14 protein-coding genes are annotated in these 15,996 nt (G+C 64.0%); 4 read left to right on the top strand and 10 right to left on the bottom strand.

Annotated features, from left to right (window positions below):
- Nucleotides 1–471 precede the first annotated feature (471 nt).
- Nucleotides 472–1,548: a bactofilin family protein gene (locus tag QQ977_RS03690; protein ID WP_430540854.1), complete on the bottom strand. Its 1,077-nt coding sequence runs from the start codon at nucleotides 1,546–1,548 to the stop codon at nucleotides 472–474.
- A 115-nt stretch (nucleotides 1,549–1,663) separates the two neighbouring features.
- Here QQ977_RS03690 and QQ977_RS03685 point away from each other — a divergent pair, with 115 nt between their 5' ends.
- Nucleotides 1,664–2,662: a replication factor C small subunit gene (locus QQ977_RS03685; RefSeq protein WP_285927599.1), complete on the top strand. Its 999-nt coding sequence runs from the start codon at nucleotides 1,664–1,666 to the stop codon at nucleotides 2,660–2,662.
- A gap of 95 nt (nucleotides 2,663–2,757) precedes the next feature.
- On the opposite strand, the gene QQ977_RS03680 is transcribed toward QQ977_RS03685, so the two are convergent.
- On the bottom strand, nucleotides 2,758–2,913 hold the full coding sequence (locus QQ977_RS03680) for an FmdB family zinc ribbon protein (protein WP_285927597.1): 156 nt from the start codon (nucleotides 2,911–2,913) through the stop codon (nucleotides 2,758–2,760).
- A gap of 159 nt (nucleotides 2,914–3,072) precedes the next feature.
- Here QQ977_RS03680 and alaS point away from each other — a divergent pair, with 159 nt between their 5' ends.
- Nucleotides 3,073–5,847, top strand: coding sequence for an alanine--tRNA ligase (gene alaS / locus QQ977_RS03675; protein WP_285927596.1), 2,775 nt, complete (start codon nucleotides 3,073–3,075; stop codon nucleotides 5,845–5,847).
- Between the two features lie 14 nt (nucleotides 5,848–5,861).
- Here alaS and QQ977_RS03670 read toward each other — a convergent pair whose 3' ends face one another.
- The 8 genes from QQ977_RS03670 to QQ977_RS03635 all read right to left on the bottom strand — a co-directional run bounded on the left by QQ977_RS03670 (nucleotide 5,862) and on the right by QQ977_RS03635 (nucleotide 13,252).
- The gene (locus tag QQ977_RS03670; RefSeq protein WP_285927595.1) at nucleotides 5,862–6,974 is read right to left on the bottom strand and encodes a pyridoxal-phosphate-dependent aminotransferase family protein; all 1,113 of its coding nucleotides are present in this window, start codon (nucleotides 6,972–6,974) and stop codon (nucleotides 5,862–5,864) included.
- 203 nt (nucleotides 6,975–7,177) lie between these two features.
- Complete coding sequence (locus QQ977_RS03665; RefSeq protein ID WP_285927593.1) at nucleotides 7,178–8,326, bottom strand: cupredoxin domain-containing protein; 1,149 nt, start codon at nucleotides 8,324–8,326, stop codon at nucleotides 7,178–7,180.
- Nucleotides 8,327–8,459: 133 nt separating this feature from the next.
- A complete protein-coding gene (locus QQ977_RS03660; protein ID WP_285927591.1) occupies nucleotides 8,460–8,705 on the bottom strand; it encodes a hypothetical protein in 246 nt (81 codons plus the stop codon).
- A 59-nt stretch (nucleotides 8,706–8,764) separates the two neighbouring features.
- Entirely contained in the window at nucleotides 8,765–9,970 is a 1,206-nt protein-coding gene (locus QQ977_RS03655) for a plastocyanin/azurin family copper-binding protein (protein WP_285927590.1), read from the bottom strand.
- A 52-nt stretch (nucleotides 9,971–10,022) separates the two neighbouring features.
- Nucleotides 10,023–10,454 (bottom strand): cupredoxin domain-containing protein, encoded by a 432-nt coding sequence (locus tag QQ977_RS03650; RefSeq protein ID WP_285927589.1) that lies wholly within the window; start codon nucleotides 10,452–10,454, stop codon nucleotides 10,023–10,025.
- Nucleotides 10,455–10,724: 270 nt separating this feature from the next.
- Complete coding sequence (locus QQ977_RS03645) at nucleotides 10,725–11,231, bottom strand: plastocyanin/azurin family copper-binding protein (protein WP_285927588.1); 507 nt, start codon at nucleotides 11,229–11,231, stop codon at nucleotides 10,725–10,727.
- A 145-nt stretch (nucleotides 11,232–11,376) separates the two neighbouring features.
- Nucleotides 11,377–11,901 (bottom strand): cupredoxin domain-containing protein, encoded by a 525-nt coding sequence (locus QQ977_RS03640; RefSeq protein ID WP_285927587.1) that lies wholly within the window; start codon nucleotides 11,899–11,901, stop codon nucleotides 11,377–11,379.
- Between the two features lie 118 nt (nucleotides 11,902–12,019).
- Nucleotides 12,020–13,252, bottom strand: a complete 1,233-nt coding sequence (locus QQ977_RS03635; RefSeq protein WP_285927586.1) for an MFS transporter — start codon at nucleotides 13,250–13,252, stop codon at nucleotides 12,020–12,022.
- Between the two features lie 148 nt (nucleotides 13,253–13,400).
- On the opposite strand from QQ977_RS03635, the gene QQ977_RS03630 reads away from it, so the two are divergent.
- Together QQ977_RS03630 and metX are read left to right on the top strand one after the other, a co-directional pair.
- Entirely contained in the window at nucleotides 13,401–14,711 is a 1,311-nt protein-coding gene (locus QQ977_RS03630) for an O-acetylhomoserine aminocarboxypropyltransferase/cysteine synthase family protein (RefSeq protein ID WP_285927585.1), read from the top strand.
- A gap of 48 nt (nucleotides 14,712–14,759) precedes the next feature.
- A complete protein-coding gene (metX, locus tag QQ977_RS03625; protein ID WP_285927584.1) occupies nucleotides 14,760–15,959 on the top strand; it encodes a homoserine O-acetyltransferase MetX in 1,200 nt (399 codons plus the stop codon).
- The last annotated feature ends 37 nt before the right edge of the window (nucleotides 15,960–15,996 follow it).

Below are 15,996 nucleotides of genomic sequence, written 5' to 3'. Positions count from 1 at the left end.
TCATATATACTACATATATGTTAAAAATATGATTTCTCACAGATGTATGTGGGAGAGCAGCGACGTAGTTTACGTGCGCTATGGATATAGCCCGATACTCGATCGGGTATGGGAAGAATCCCTCCAAACAACCTAAATAGTAGCTGTTTTGCGAAACAGTTTCACAATTCATTCCGGCGTTGCCTGTCAGTCGGAAGCTATCGTCGGTACCGTCGGGATAACCCGGTATAGAGGGAAGAATTGGCGTTTCTTCGACTGTGTCTCGACGTGTCCGAACGCCGTCCAAATATATGAGATAGATCTATCAATACAGACTTAAAGTAACTACCCAAATATATCCTGCCGGGCGGCGACAGAGAGACGCCGCCTGCTCGAACCCGAGTGGTGTCATACGGTCTGCTGTACCGAGGTCCTCGGCACAACCGCAGGGTGGTTCGCGGTTGTGGCGGAGCTGACGTACAGCGGTCCGTATCAGTCCGCCGTCGGTTCGCCGGGTTCAGCCGCAGTCGGCGTCTCCGGACGTCGTCCACGAAGGGCGTAGAGTCCGCCCGCGAGCGCACCGAGTCCGAGCAGGAACACGAGGAAGTTGAGGAAGTCGCCGACGATCGGGACCTGTGCCAGCAACGCGGCACTGACGAGGCCGACGACGAGCGCGAGCCACCGATTGTCGACGTCGACCTGCGCGAGCAGCCACGCAGCGACGGCGAAGCGACCGTAGACGATTCCGACCCAGACCAGAAACGCGAACGCGAACGCACCGACGATCGTGATCGGGATGCCGATAATCGTGATCGCGATCGCGACCAGCACGATCGGCACGCCGACGAGGACGGCCAGGCCAACCAGTCCCGTCTTGACGGGTTCGGTCGACACCCGGTCGACGACGCCGTCGGAGAAGCGGGGGAACAACGCGAGTAACAGAGCCCCGAGCAGCAGGTTCAACACGAGCGCGTAGAGACCGAGGATCGGCTCGAGCGAGGGAAGTGTCTCGAGGCCGGTGACGTTACCAATGCTCGTATCCTCGCGGACCTCGCCTGCAACGGCGTCCGTGTCGCCGACCAGCGTGCCGGCGTAGGTCAAATCGCCGCCGATCGACGCCGCATCGCCGAGACGGATCGTCTCTGCAGCGATCGAGGCGTCGCCCTCGATCGTTCCGAAGACGTCGACGTTGCCGGCTGCGACGCTCACCTCGCCGCCGACCGTCGCGTTCTCGGCGACGACGACGTTGCCCGACGCGCTGTCGACGTCGCCGTCGACGGTGCCGGTAATCTCGAGGTTCCCGCCGAAGACGTCGACGTCGCCGCCGACCTCACCGTTGACGTAGACGTTGCCGGCGACGCCGCGTACGTCGCCGCGGACGGTACCGTCGACGATCACGTTGCCAGCGATGCCGTCGACCTCGTCGACCGTCTCGCCCTCCTCGACGACGATCGTCCCTCCGACGCCCGACCCCGACTGGGCGAGTACGAGTCCGGGCAACGTTCCGAGCACGACACCGATCACCACGGCGAGAACGAGCGTGTGCCGGAGCGTGCGTTCCGGGCGGATCATATCCTCATAGAGGACGGCCGTCGGCTTAAAAGGTTGTTCGAACGACACGAACTGTGAGGTACCGACGGATCGCTTCGGTCGTTTTATCTTTGGCGTCGCCCTTGGCCAGCGTATGAGCGAGCCCGACGCCGAGACCGCGACGCCCGCGGCGGGCCGGACCGAGATCTGGATCGAGAAGTACCGCCCGGAGCGGCTCGCGGATATCAAAGGTCACCGAGAGATCGTTCCCCGCCTCGAGAGTTACATCGAGCGAAACGACCTCCCGAACCTGCTGTTTGCGGGGCCGGCCGGTACCGGCAAGACGACCGCGGCGATCGCCATCGCTCGCGAACTCTACGGCCCAGACTGGAAAGAGAACTTCCTCGAGCTCAATGCCTCCGACCAGCGCGGCATCGACGTCGTCCGAGACCGGATCAAGAACTTCGCACGGTCGTCGTTCGGCGGCTACGACCACCGCGTCATCTTCTTAGACGAGGCCGACGCGCTCACGTCGGACGCCCAGTCCGCCCTGCGCCGGACGATGGAACAGTTCTCACACAACACCCGCTTTATCCTCTCGTGTAACTACTCGAGTCAGATCATCGATCCGATCCAGTCTCGCTGTGCCGTCTTTCGGTTCACCCGACTCGAAGACGAGGCGATCGCGGCCCAATTGCGCGAGATCGCTACGGAGGAAGGAATCGAGCTCACCGACGACGGCGTCGACGCCCTGGTGTACGCCGCCGACGGCGACATGCGCAAGGCGATAAACGGACTCCAGGCCGCCGCCGTCATGGGCGAGGTCGTCGACGAGGAGACGGTGTTCGCGATCACCGCGACGGCCCGCCCGGAGGAGGTCGAGGAGATGGTCGAACGGGCCATCGCGGGTGATTTCACCGCCGCCCGGGCGACCTTAGAGGAACTGCTGACCGACCGCGGGCTTGCCGGCGGCGACGTCATCGACCAGCTCCATCGCTCGGCCTGGGAGTTCGATCTGCCCGAGAAAGCGACCGTCCGACTGCTCGAGCGCCTCGGCGAGGTCGACTACCGCATCACCGAGGGTGCGAACGAACGGCTCCAGCTCGAGGCGATGCTTGCGGCGCTGGCACTCGAGGACGAAGCGACCTCGTGATCTCCCTCCCTACCGAGCTATCGAAACGTCTCGAGTAGGACGCCCCACCTGGTTTATAAAACTTGACTGTCGTAGTTCGAGCGACAGAGTCGTCGTTACGCCGTTGCTGGCTCCAGTTCGTCGACGTTCTCTGACTCACACTCCGGACACTCGGGCGTGCCGCTCTCGAACTCGGTGCCACAGTCGTCGCACTCGTACTCGAACGTTGCTCCCATCGTGAGGACGTTCATTATCTTGTCGGACAGGCCCATGGCATACCACCACATGATATGTGAATATCGCACCAAACAAAATACTTATGTAATGTTTCCGGCGCAAGCATCGTGAGTAGTACCCTCCCTGGGTCGATATTTTCCGGCGTGAACGGTTGCGGAACTGTTTTACCGGCCGACTGGCCAACAGTATACAACATGAGTGAACTGGAGGAAGAGTACCGCCTCGAGTACTTCGAGGAGGAAGGCTTCGGGCGCACGGAGTGCTCGAAGTGTGGCGCACACTTCTGGACGCGGGACGAGGACCGCACGACGTGTGGGGAACCACCGTGTGACGAGTACTCCTTTATCGACGACCCGGGCTTTGCGGAGGAGTTCAGCCTGGCGGAGATGCGCGAGGGGTTCCTCTCGTTCTTCGAGGACCACGACCACGAGCGTATCGATCCCTATCCCGTCGCGGCCAACCGCTGGCGCGACGACGTCCTGTTGACCCAGGCGTCGATCTACGACTTCCAGCCGCTCGTGACAAGCGGCGAGACGCCGCCGCCGGCGAACCCGCTGACGATCTCACAACCCTGCATCCGGATGCAGGACATCGACAACGTCGGCAAGACCGGGCGACACACGATGGCCTTCGAGATGATGGCCCACCACGCGTTCAACACCCGTGAGGACGCCGACCAGAGCTACGCCTACGAGGGCGAGGTCTACTGGAAGGACCGCACCGTCGAGCTCTGTGACGAACTGCTGGACTCGCTCGGGGCCGACCTCGAGGGCGTCACCTACATCGAGGACCCGTGGGTCGGCGGCGGCAACGCCGGTCCCGCCATCGAAGTCGTCTACCGGGGGCTCGAGCTCGCCACGCTCGTGTTCATGTGCATGGAACAGGACCCCGACGGCGAGTACGAGCTCAAAGACGGCAACCGCTACTCCTACATGGACACCTACGTCGTCGACACCGGCTACGGCCTCGAGCGGTGGACCTGGATGAGCCAGGGGACGCCGACGGTCTACGAGGCGGTCTACCCCGAGATGATCGCGTTCTTGAAGGACAACGCGGGCATCGAACACACCGACGCGGAGGCCGAACTGGTGGGCCGGGCTGCCCGCCTCTCCGGAAACCTGGACATCGACGACGTCGACGACGTCGAGGCCGCCCGCGACGACATCGCCGACGAACTCGGCGTCTCGACCGACGAGCTCCGGGACCTGCTCGAGCCGCTCGAGGACGTCTACGCCATCGCCGACCACTGTCGGACGCTGGCGTACATGTTCGGCGACGGCATCGTCCCCTCGAACGTCGGCACGGGCTATCTCGCGCGGATGGTGCTCCGGCGGACGAAACGGCTCTGTGACAACGTCGGCGTCGACGCGCCGCTTGACGAACTCGTCGACATGCAGGCCGATCGGCTCGGTTACGAGAATCGCGATACGATCCGAGACGTCGTCCGCACGGAGGTCGAGAAGTACCGCGAGACCTTAGAACGGGGCGGCCGCCGCGTCGAGGACATCGCCGAGGAGTACGCCGAACGGGACGAGCCGGTGCCGACCGAGGAGCTGATCGAGCTCTACGATTCACACGGCATCCAGCCCGACATGGTCGAGGAGATCGCCGACGAGGTCGGGGCCGACGTCGCGGTGCCCGACGACTTCTACAGCCTCGTCGCCGACCGCCACGACACCGCCGACGCGGGCGAGACCGACGCCCAGGAAGAAGACGACCGATTCGACGACCTCCCCGAGACGGAGAAGCTCTACTACGACGACCAGCAACGGACCGAGTTCGAGGCGGTCGTGCTCGACGTCTTCGAACGCGAGGACGGCTACGAAGTCGTGTTAGACCAGACGATGTTCTACCCCGAAGGCGGTGGCCAGCCCGCCGACACGGGAACGATAGCGACCGAGGAGACGTCCGTCACCGTCGAAGACGTCCAGATCGAAGACGGCGTCGTGCTCCATCGAACCGACGAGCCGATCGGCAAAGGCGAGTTCGTCAAAGGCCAGGTCGACGCGCCGCGGCGTCGCCAGCTGATGCGCCATCACACGGCGACACACATCGTCATCCACGCCGCTCGAGAGATACTTGGCGAGCACGTCCGACAGGCGGGTGCCCAGAAAGGCGTCGAGAGCTCCCGGATCGACCTGCGACACTACGAGCGCATCTCCCGCGAAGACGTCAAACGGATCGAACGGGTCGCAAACGGGATCGTGATGGAGAACACGAGCGTCACCCAGGAGTGGCCCCACCGCAACGAGGCCGAAACGGAACACGGCTTCGACATCTACCAGGGTGGTATCCCGCCGGGAACGAACATCCGGCTCGTCCACGTCGACGAGGACACCCAGGCCTGCGGTGGCACCCACGTCGCCCGTACCGGCGACGTCGGCGCGATCAAGATCCTCTCGAGCGAACGCGTCCAGGACGGCGTCGAGCGGATCACCTTCGCCGCCGGCGACGCGGCGATCGAGGCCACCCAGCGCAACGAAGACGCGCTGTACGACGCCGCCGAGGTGCTCGACGTCTCGCCCCAGGATGTCCCAGAAACTGCCGAGCGATTCTTTGAGGAGTGGAAAGAACGGGGCAAACAGATCGAAGATCTGAAAGAACAGCTCGCGACGGCCCGCGCCGGCGGCAGTGGAGACGGCGAGGAAGTCGAAATCGGCGACGCGACCGCGGTGATACAGCGACTCGACACCGATATGGACGAACTGCGCGCGACCGCGAACGCACTCGCCGAGGAGGGAGCCATCGCCGTGTTAGGCAGCGGCCAGGACGGGGCCCAGTTCGTCGTCGCCGTCCCCGACGACGCCGCGGTCAACGCCGGCGAGGTCGTCGGTGAGCTCGCAACGAAAGTCGGCGGCGGCGGCGGCGGACCGCCGGACTTCGCACAGGGCGGCGGCCCCGACGTCGACGCCCTCGAGGATGCCCTCGAGGACGCACCCGACGTGTTACGGCAGGTTCAGGACGCGTAGTCGCCGTCGAACACTCACAGTCCGGCGACGTCTTCGATGGCGTCGGTCAGTGCCTCGATACTCTCGAGGTCGTGTTCGCCCATGTGGCCGATGCGGAAGGTTTTCTCGCCGAGCTGTGAGCCGTAGCCGTTCGAAAAGACCATGTCGTACTCCTCGGAGACGGTTTCGATCGTCTCGGCGACGTCGATTCCCTGAGTGTTCTCGATGCAGGCGACCGTCTGGGATTCATAGCCCTCCTCGGGGAACATCGCGAAGTGCTCGCGAGCCCACTCGCGGGTATACTCGGCCATCTCACGGTGACGCCCGTCGCGAGCGTCGTGGCCCTCCTCGAGCATGTGCTTCATCTGCTTTCGATACGCGAGCATGATCGGGATCGCCGGCGTGGAGTGCGTCTGGCCTTTGCGGTCGTAGTAATCGAGCGTGCGCTGGAAGCCGCCGTACCACGACGCGGAGTCACTCTCGAGTTCTGCCTCGTAGGCCTCGTCGCTGACGACACAGACCCCGAGCCCCGGCGGCATGGCGAAGGCCTTCTGGACCGACGTGAAGATGACGTCGATGTTGTGCTCGTCGATGTCGACGTAGTCCCCACCGAGTGCGGAGACGGCGTCGACGACGAAGTAGGTGTCCGGATACTCGGCGACGACGTCGCCGATCTCCTCGATGGGGTTGCGGACGCCGGTCGAACTCTCGTTCATCACGCAGGTGACGACGTCGTAGTCGGTGTCTGACTCCTCGAGGGTCTCGCGGACGTCCCCGGGTTTGACCGCGTGCCCCCACTCGTACTCGAGCGTGTCGACGGTCTTACCGAGGCGTTCGGCGACGTTTGCCTGTCGCTCGCTGAAACTCCCGCAGGTCGTACAGAGGACGTGCTCGTCGGCGAGGTTGAGGACGGAACTCTCCATGAACTCGGTTCCCGATCCCGTGAGAACGACGACGTCGTTGTCGGTATCGAGGAACTCCTTCGTATCTTCGACGATAGTCGTGTAGAGGTCGGTCATCCGGTCCATGCGGTGGCCGAACATCGGCTCGCACATCGCTTCGATGACGTCCTCGCGCACTTCGGTCGGTCCCGGAATGTACAGCGTTTTGTCCGGGTAGTCGTCTCTGTATTCGCGTTTTTTGGTCACGTAAACCACCTGATACCCCTCACTGGGTGGCGAGATGGTATGGTACTTTTGGTACCGTACCGACACCGCCGACGTCTGCCGTTGCCGACATCGTACCCGATTCCGACGAACTGTGAACGCATCAGACGGATTGCTGTACCGATGTACCGGTGAACCCACAGGCGGGTCGTGGGTTCGCCGGTACTGACGTACAGCGGTCAGTATCAGACCTCCATTATTTCGATGTCGCCGCGCATCAGATTCTGATGAGAGTCACAGTAGTACTGAACGATTTCGTCGGTCGCCGTGAACGTAAGCGTCTGGCGTTCGCCCTCGTCGGTTACGACCTCGGTCTCGTAGCCCTCGAGGACGTCCTCGTCCGCGTCGATCATCGCGACGTTGTGGTGGCCGCCGTCGACGTTGGTCCAGGTGAGGTCGTACTCCCGGCCCTCGACGAGCCGGAGCGTCGGGTTCTCGACGCCTGCGATCTGTCCGGGCGAGACGCCGACCCACCCGCCGGTGAGTCCTTCGAGTTCGATCTCGTAAACATCCTCCCAGGACGCTTCGTCGGCAGTCTCTCCGACGACCCTGAACGTCTCTACGTCCACCCCCGTCCTGACGTCGGACGGCGCGTCACCGATGTACGCGATCACGGTGTACCCGCCGATTCCCTCCTCGTCGGCGGTGATCGAGAGCGTCTCGCCGGCCTCATCGAGAACGTACGCGGACGGATCGTCGATACCGTCCCCGCGGACGTAGACGCCGTTTGCCCTGGGAAGCGACGAGACGGTGATTTCGACCGACCGGGACCGGTCGCCGTCGACGTCGACGATCGCCCGCGGCCCTGGGACGAGATCTTGACGGAACTCGGCGTACCACTCCCCGTCGAGTTCGAGCGTTCCGACGTTGATCGACGAGTCGTATCGGTTACCGACGACCTCGAGGTCGACGGTGTAGGTGACGATCGCCGCGTCGTTGACGTCGGCGTCGAACATCTCGCGAGCGTCTGCTAGGAGTCGCTCGTCCGATGCGTTGTTCTCGCAAACGACCGCGTGTACCTCGTCGGGGTGCGTGACCGACTCGTAGTGACGATGGAGATCGTCACGGTACCGTTCTCCGCCCTCGTGGAAATGCTGATGCGGTGAGTACGCTATGGCCTCGTCGTGCTCGCCAGCGGCGACCGCCTCGATGACCGCTTCGCCGGCGTCACACGCCGACTCGAGGACGACGCCGGTTTCGTCTTCGGAACCGGCGTCGCCCTCGTCGTCGACTCCATCGTCAGTGGCCGGCTCGTCGTCGCCGTTGCCCGTACATCCTGCAAGGACGCTCGTCACCATTGCCCCGCTTCCGAGCAGGACTTGCCGTCGATCCATGCTACCTAGTGTTAAACATAACTAATATATCTTATGGACAGTAATAAAACAAAGAACGAACGGACCGGCGCAGGATCAGTGGCGACCGACGGCGGTGGGGAGCGGGCGGTTCGACGCTTGGTGGCGTGTCCGGCTACGATTCGTCGTCTTCGTCGTCTTCCTCCTCGTCATCTGCTTCCTCCTCCTCTTCGTCCTCTTCCTCGTCGTCCGTCTCGACCCCGTTCCACTCCCAGTCGTCGTATATACTTTCGTCGGTGTCGACGCTTGGATCGTCCTCGAGGAGCCCCTGTCCGGTACAGCCGGCAAGCAGGGCGCTCGCGGCCGTGGCTCCGCCGAGTCCGAGCAGCGCTCGCCTGGAGAGACCGTCGTCTCGAGTCATAGTTGGACATCCACGCTCTCGCTGATAAGTCGGCGGCCGGCAAACGCGTGGCTATGATATCAGTGATCGATGAACTCGACGTCGCCGCGTTTCGTCTGCGGATGCGGCTCGCAAATGTACTGGGCAATTTCTGTCGTCGCCGTGAACGTAAGCGTCTGACTCGCACCCTCCTCGCTCATAATTTCGGTCTCGTAATCGGCGACGACGTCGCCGGTTTCGTCGACAAGTGCCACGTTGTGGTGGCCGCCGTCGACGTTGGTCCAGGTGAGGTCGTACTCTCGGCCCGCGACGAGCCGGAGCGTCGGATTCTCGACGCCGTCGATGTGGTCGGGCGAGACGCCGATCCATCCGGCTATCGGCCCGTCGAGTTCGATCTCGTGGACGTCCTCCCAGGCCGCTTCGTCGGCACTCGTATCGACGACCCTGAACGTCTGGACGACGACCTCGTTCCCGCCCTGAGAGGGTCCATCGCCGACGTACGCCACCACGACGTACTCGCCGTCGCCTTCGTCGTCGGCGGTGATCGTGAGCGTCTCACCCACCTCTTCGAGCACGTACGGGGTCGGGTCGTCGATGCTCCCGCCACGGACGTACACGCCGTCGGCACCGGAAAGCGACGTGAGCGTGACCGCGACCGCGTCCGAACCGTCGCCGTCGACAGTGACGGCCGCCCGCGGTGTCGGCACCAGGTCGTCCTGGAGCACGGCGTACCAGTCGCCGTCGAGTTCGAACGCGATGACCTCGAGAGACGAGTCGGTTCGCTCGCCACCTGCCTCGAGGTCGACGGTGTAGGTGACGACCACGGCGTCGCCGACGTCGGCGTCGAACGTCTCGCGAGCGTCCTCGCGCAGTCGGTCGTTCGATTCGGTCTCCGCACAGTCGATCGCGTGTATCGTGTCCGGTTTCGTGACCGATTCGTACTGGTCACGGAGCGTGGACCGGGCGTCGTCCGGCCGGTCCACTACGTACTGGTATCCGGAGTGTTCGATGGCCTCTTCGTACTCGGAAGCGGCGACCGCCTCGACGACTGTCTCGCCGGCGTCACACGCCGACTCGAGGGCGACGTCGGATCCGTCGGCCTCGTCTGCAGTGGGTTCGTCGCCGTCGTCTGCGTCGGGTTCCTCGTCGTCGGTCCCGTCATCAGTCAACGATTCGTCGTCGCCTCCGGCTGTAGCCGGCTCCTCGTCGCCACCGTCGTCCAGACATCCTGCGAGGATCGTCGTCATCGCAGTGCCGCTTCCGAATAACACTCGTCGTCGATCCATAATTCAAAATGATATGTCCTGCTGATGTATTTTCCGATCGTGCCGGAGAAGACTATCGGACAGTACTCGAGTCGACGATATCGACGCTTCCTCGCATATTGGTCGGATGGGGTTCACAGTAGTACTCGACGATCTCGTCAGTCGCCGTGAACGTGAGCGTCTGACGCTCGCCGATGTCGCCTACGAGGTCGGTTTCGTAGTCCTCGACGACGTCGCCGTCTTCGTCGAGCATCGCGACGTTGTGGGCGGCACCGTCGGCGTTAGTCCAGGTGAGGTCGTACTCCCGGCCCGCGACGAGCCGGAGCGTCGGATTCTCGACGCCGTCGATGTGGTCGGGCGAGACGCCGATCCAGTTGCTCGAGAGGCCGTCGAGCTCGATCTCGTGGACGTCTTCCCACGGTTCGTCGTCGGTCGCGTCGCTGGATCCGAGACACCCTGCCGTTGTGAGCGCGACCCCAGCAGCTAGCACTCGGCGTCTGTACATACACGTCCGTTGGCGCTAAAGCGGGAGTACGTTCCGGTTGTCACGAGGCCACGTCGCCGATCGGTCGGCACCACCGTTTCGATCGTGATACTGTCGGTCATAACTACGTGAACACGACTGGCGACAGAACGGCCAGACACACGTTCAACGGCCGGATCAACCGGACACCAGTTCACAGGCCCATGACCGACAGTATGAGTCGGCACAACGTGTGCGGTCTCAGCGCTATTGAGTCGCGAAGCCAGCAAAAGAACGGGGATAGAGAGGTAGTTATTCGTCGTTTTCGATGATCTCGACGTCACCGCGCATCTGGGTCGGGTGAGGCGCACAGAAGTACTGGGCGATCTCGTCGGTCGCCGTGAACGTGAGCGTCTGGCTCTCGCCCTCGTCGCTCATGACATCCGTTTCGTAATCTTCGACGACTTCGTCGTTCTCGTCGATCATCGCGATGTTGTGGTTGCCACCGTCGGTGTTATTCCAGGTGATCTCGTACTCGCGACCCTCGACGAGGCCCAGCGTCGGGTTCTCGACGCCGTCGATGTGGTCGGGCGAGACGCCGATCCAGCCGCTGGTGGGACCGTCGAGTTCGATCTCCTCGACGTCCTCCCAGTCGGCCTCGTCGAACTCGTCTTCCTCGCCGTTGTCGTCGTCGCCGTTGCCGTTGCCGTTGCCGTCGTCGTCGCCGTTGCCCGTACAACCGGCGATGAGCGCTGTCGCCGTACCAGCGCCCGCAATTTTCATGATCGTCCGCCGCGAAACCGAATCGTTTCGTGCCATCGTACTGACTTTCGAATCCCTCCTACTAAAAGTAGGCGGTCTCCGCTTCGTATACTTCGTGCTAACGTCCCACATCACCCGTTTCGGCAAGTTTCGCCGATCGGGAACCGATCCCGACGTCGGCGGTGAGGCTCGCAGTCGTGAGTCACTCGGAGCGGACCTCGAGGGGACCGATCTGCGTGGTCGGATGGACCTCACAGACGTAGTGGGTCATCTCGTCGGTGGGCTCGACGCTCTCGAGGGTCTGTTCTTCGCCCTCGTCGCCCATGATCTCTGTCGCGAAGTCGTCGACGACGTCGCCGTCTTCTTCCTGATCCCACATCGCAATGTTGTGGTTGGCCCCGTCCTCGTTGATCCACGTGAAGTCGTACTCCTGGTCCTCGAAGAGCAACAGCGTCGGGTTGTCGAGACCTTCGATGAACTCCGGTTCGACGCCGGTCCAGGCTTCGATCCGCCCTTCGAAGTAGAACTCGTCGACCTCTTGCCACTCCTCTTCGTCGGCGAGTTCCTCGGGATCCTCGACGTCGACGTCGGGCTCGTCGTCGACGTCGTCGTCGGGCTCGTCGTCGACGTCGTCGTTGTTGTCCGGACAGCCAGCGAGCAACGCTGCGACCGTCGTCGTACCTGCGAGCTTTGCGACCGTTCGCCGGGAGTACCGGTTTGGTCTCATGTCAGTGTCGTAAGCCGTCCACGGTGTTAAAGCCGTATTCGGTCTGGAAACGACTTTCATCGGGTGATACTGGATCTGGACCCCGATCGTCGGCTCTCCCGGCGAACGGCCGACCCGATCAGACGTCGCCCTCGTCGCTTCCGACCGAGAGTCCGGTCGACGCGAGCGAGAGCCGCACGAAGACGGGGACGGCGACGAGCGCGATAGCGATCTCGAGGCCACCGACGACGAGAAAGGCCGTGCCGTATCCGTAGGCGTCGGCGACGGTGCCGCCGACGAGAAAGCCACCTAAAAACCCAAGACTGCCGGCGAGGTTGAAACCAGCCATCGCGACGCCCCGTTCGGTCTCGTCGGCGATGTCGGTGACGAGTGCCATCGTGGCAGGGGCGACGAGCGCGCCGAGGACGCCGACGGCGACCATGGCAGCGGCGGCGGCGAGAACCGTCGGCGACGTGCCGACGGCGAGGATGCCGACGCCGTACAGCATCGATCCGAGAACGATCGGAATCGTACGACCGATCCGATCGGAGAGGACGCCCATCGGATACTGCAACAGCGCGAAGGGCGCGAAAAAGCACGCGAGCAGGAGGCCGGTCTCGCCGGCTCCGAGTCCGAAGACGTCCTGGAAGTAAAGCGTCCCGACGAGTCCGAAGAAGCCGGCGGTCAGCCGATCGACGAAGCCGAAGGCGTAGGGAATCGTCAGCGTGGGCCGTCGCCGGACGCGTTCGAGGATGGCACGTGCGGTACGGCGATCGCTCGGTGCGCGATCCTCGACGATCGAGACGAGCAACCCGACACAGACGAGCAGCCCGGCCGCGGCGAGAAGCGGCGCGATCGGATGCAGTTCCGTCAGCTGCCCCCCGACGGGCGCGCCCAGTGCCGCTCCGAAGCCGATGGCGATCCCCGCCACCCCCATGTTCTTCCCGTGGCCGCCGTCTAAGTCCATCAACATCGTTATCGTCAGCGAGAACGCGCCGACGGTCATCGCCCCCTGGAGAAGCCGCACGAGGAGGATGCCCTCGAACGGGATCGACCCGAGCAACGACGTCGCGGCGAGTCCCGCATAGCCGACCGCGCCCGCGAGCGCCCCGGCGACGATAAACGGGATCCGACGGCCGGCGACGTCGCTCGCGATCCCCCAGACGCCGACGAAGGCGACGTAGGCGACAAACTCCGCGACGAGAAACCACATGCTCGCCGACAGTGCCGTCGTCGCGAACGGCGAGTCCGTCGCGTCGGCACCGAGTTCGGCGACGAGTATCTCGACGCCGGGATAGAGCAACAACTGCGAGAAAAGCACCGCGAAGACGACGGCGGCGAGCACGATCCGGTCACGACGGCTCGAGTGCACGGCCGGCCATTCGAACTCCGGGGGTATGAAGGCGTTCGTCTCGTCTCGAGGTCGACGCCGTCCTCGTCGGCTGTCAGCCGTTCCCACGACCAGCGGATTTTGCCGTTACTGTCAGTCATAAGACCGTGGAGTAGTATGCACACTAAACATGAGCGACGACGAGCGCGACGGGGAACGCACGTCGGATGGGTTCGGAACCAGAAGCGTCCACGCCGGACAGTCACCCGATCCTGCGACCGGGGCGATGGCTCCACCGATCTACCAGACGTCGTCGTACGTCTTCGAGGACGCCGACGACGCCGCCTCACGGTACGCCCTAGAGAGCGAGGAGTTCATCTACTCGCGGATCGCCAATCCGACCGTCCAGGTCTTAGAGGATCGGTTGGCCTCGCTGGAAGGCGGGACGGGTGCGGTGGCGACGGCGAGCGGAATGGCCGCGCTCGACGCCGCGACGCTGGTTCTCGCGAAGGCGGGCGAGAACGTCGTCTGTTCGACGGACACCTACGGCGGGACGACGGCCTACCTCGACAAGACCGCGACCAGACGTGACATCGAGGCTCGATTCGTCCCCACGCTCGAGTACGACGCCTACGAGGACGCCGTCGACGAGAACACCGCGTTCGTCCACGTCGAGACGATCGGCAACCCCTCGCTCGTGACGCCCGATCTCGAGCGAATCGCAGCGATCGCCCACGACAACGACGTCCCGCTCGTGGTGGACAACACGTTCGCGACGCCGTATCTGTGTAACCCGATCGACCACGGCGCGGACGTCGTCTGGAACTCGACGACGAAGTGGATCCACGGCTCCGGAACGACCGTCGGCGGCGTCCTCGTAGACGGCGGTTCGTTCCCCTGGGAGGAAGGCGGCTACGAGGAGATCGCCGGACGAAACGACGCCTACCACGACACCGACTTCTCGCGGGACTTTTCCGACGCACCCTTCGCCGCTGCCGTGCGGTTCCGATCGCTTCGCAGCCTGGGAAACCAGCAATCACCCTTTGACGCCTGGCAGACCCTGCAGGGACTCGAGTCACTTCCGCTGCGAATGCAACGCCACTGTGAGAACGCTGCGATCGTCGCCGACTACCTCGACGATCACGAAGACGTCGCCTGGGTCACGTATCCGGGACTCGAGGATCACCCGACCCACGACGACGCCTCGACGTACCTCGCGGACTACGGTGGGATGATCGCCTTCGGCCTCGAGGGGGGATACGAGGCGGGCAAACGGCTCTGTGAGGAAGTCGAGATCGCCCAGTTCCTCGCGAACATCGGCGACGCGAAGACGCTCGTGATCCACCCCGCGAGCACGACCCACGGCCAGCTCACGCCCGCCGAACGCGAGGAGGCCGGCGTCACCGAGGACCTGCTTCGGCTGTCGGTCGGCATCGAGGATCCGGAAGACATACTTGCAGACCTCGAGAACGCAATCGAGACGGCCACGAGGGAGGCCTGAGTACACTCATGACCGGAGCCACACGAGAAACGACGAGGTGAGAGAGACGTGACGACCAGAGAGACGGTCGACCTGGGGGCGTTTCAGTTCCTGTGTGGGGAGTCGATCCCCCGCCTCGAGGTCACCTACGAGACCTACGGCGAGTTCGACGGCACCAACGCGGTGCTCGTCTGTCACGCCCTGACGGGCAGTTCACACGTCGCCCGTCGACCCGACGCCGGCGACGACACCGCCGGCCAGGCCAGGGCGTGGTGGGGCGACGTCGTCGGCCCCGGGAAGGCGATCGACACCACGGAGTACTACGTGATCTGTACGAACGTCCCCGGCTCCTGTTACGGCACGACCGGGCCGGCGAGTACGAACCCCGAGACCGGCGAGCCCTACGGCACCGACTTCCCGCCCGTGACGGTCGGAGACTGGACCCGCGCCCAGCGGGCCGTCCTCGACGAACTCGGCGTCGGTCGACTCCACGCCGTCGTCGGCGGCAGCGTCGGCGGGATGAACGTCCTGGACTGGCTGCGTCGGTACCCCGACGACGTCGAACGCGCCGCCTCGGTCGCGGCCGCGCCACGGCTCGACGCCCAGTGTCTCGCGCTGGATACCGTCGCCCGCCGAGCGATCACGGGCGACCCGAACTGGAACGGCGGGCACTACTACGGCGGCCCCCACCCCGACGAGGGGCTGGCTCGAGCACGCCAGATCGGCCACATCATGTACCTCTCGAAGGCCTCGATGGGCCGGAAGTTCGGCCGTCGCTCCGCGGGCAGAGAGACCGTCCGCGAGGAGCCACCCGATCCCGCGGCTGCCTTCTTCCCCTACCGCGAGGTCGAGTCCTACCTCGACTACCAGGCCGAGAAGTTCGTCGATCGCTTCGACGCCAACAGCTACCTCTATCTGACCAGGGCGATGGACGACTTCGACCTCTCCGCCGGCTACGAGGGAGACGCCGACGCGCTCGCGGCCTTCGAGGGCGAACTCCTCGTCCTCTCCTTTACCGGCGACTGGCACTTCACGGTCGAGCAGTCCGACGCGCTCGCCGACGCCTGTCGCGAGGCCGACGTCTCAGTCTCCCACCACGTCGTCGACTCCGACCACGGTCACGACGCCTTCCTCGTCGAACCGGAGAAGGTCGGCCCGCCGCTGTCCGGTCTGCTCGAGGAGGGACTGGCCGCTCGAGCGATCACCGACACACACGAGGTCGACGACGACGATTTTGCACCGGTGCACGCGAGTCTCTTCTCGAAGTGACGTCTGCCCGGCGTAGCTTTTTGAGACAGGTGCACGA

The sequence above is a fragment of the Natrialbaceae archaeon AArc-T1-2 genome, from assembly GCF_030273315.1.
Classification (GTDB): domain Archaea; phylum Halobacteriota; class Halobacteria; order Halobacteriales; family Natrialbaceae; genus Tc-Br11-E2g1.
Note: the sequence above shows the minus strand (reverse complement) of the source record. Positions and strands in the feature narration are given on the sequence as shown.